Here is an 820-nt window from a genome sequence, read left to right on the forward strand (position 1 = left end):
ACCCTCTGCTTGTAAGGCAGATGCTCTCCCAGCTGAGCTAATCCTCCAAAATGGTGACCCCTACGGGATTCGAACCCGTGTTACCGCCGTGAAAGGGCGGTGTCTTAACCGCTTGACCAAGGGGCCATTTTATACTGTTTGAATTGGCTCCGCAGGCAAGACTCGAACTTGCGACCGATCGGTTAACAGCCGATTGCTCTACCACTGAGCTACTGCGGAATAGTCCGTATCAGCGACAGCTATTAAATAATAACACCATCAACTAATAGAGTCAACACATTTTCAAAATTTTATTCCAAAAATTTTTCTTTGTATTTTTCTTCCCTTTATTTTAGAAGATACCCCATTTAAAGAATCCCTGTCTACCCTGGATAAAGTACTAAGTTTCTCTTCATCTGCCTGCATTTCTGATGAACCACCTTCAAGGCAGACTAGCTGCCTTTCTTCCCTTTTAATGATCTAATTTTGATAGGATTCCGCTGGACGGACGGTCTGATTCCAAAACGACTGAAGTTTTTCATCTTATTTTCTCTCTTTTCTATCTCCCCTTTCTCTCTAGTTCTTTACGCAAAAAACGGATCTATTCTTTCAAAAGAATAGATCCGTTTTATCGCATTACGGGCCAGAAGACTCCTTCAAATTGCTTCGCAATTAGTGGGAGATGAATGGCCACTTTTTTGTGTTTGCTGCTTGGTAGTTGAAACGTATGTTTCCTTTTTGGTATACTGTATTTGTTAAATACTGGAGGTGAATCGAGATGATGTTGAATTACCGGTTCGAAATTTTTCCGACTGAAGAACAAAAAAGCACGCTTCACTCA

At 41.3% G+C, this 820-nt stretch carries 1 protein-coding gene and 2 tRNA genes; all 3 read right to left on the minus strand.

The genetic code is table 11. The features are described 5' to 3' along the window. Positions 1-51 precede the first annotated feature (51 nt). Positions 52-126 (minus strand) — tRNA-Glu (locus M3221_RS25480). Between the two features lie 18 nt (positions 127-144). Then, a tRNA-Asn gene (locus M3221_RS25485) sits at positions 145-219 on the minus strand. Positions 220-282: 63 nt separating this feature from the next. Next, positions 283-405: a hypothetical protein gene (locus M3221_RS26460; protein WP_285882212.1), complete on the minus strand. Its 123-nt coding sequence runs from the start codon at positions 403-405 to the stop codon at positions 283-285. Positions 406-820 lie beyond the last annotated feature (415 nt).

Origin of the sequence: Domibacillus indicus, assembly GCF_023715895.1 — a bacterium.
Lineage (GTDB): Bacteria > Bacillota > Bacilli > Bacillales > Domibacillaceae > Domibacillus > Domibacillus indicus_A.

Excerpts from the sequence above, each read along its gene's own strand:
- M3221_RS26460 (WP_285882212.1), bottom strand. The coding sequence starts at position 405 with ATGCAGGCAGATGAAGAGAAACTTAGTACTTTATCCAGGGTAGACAGG.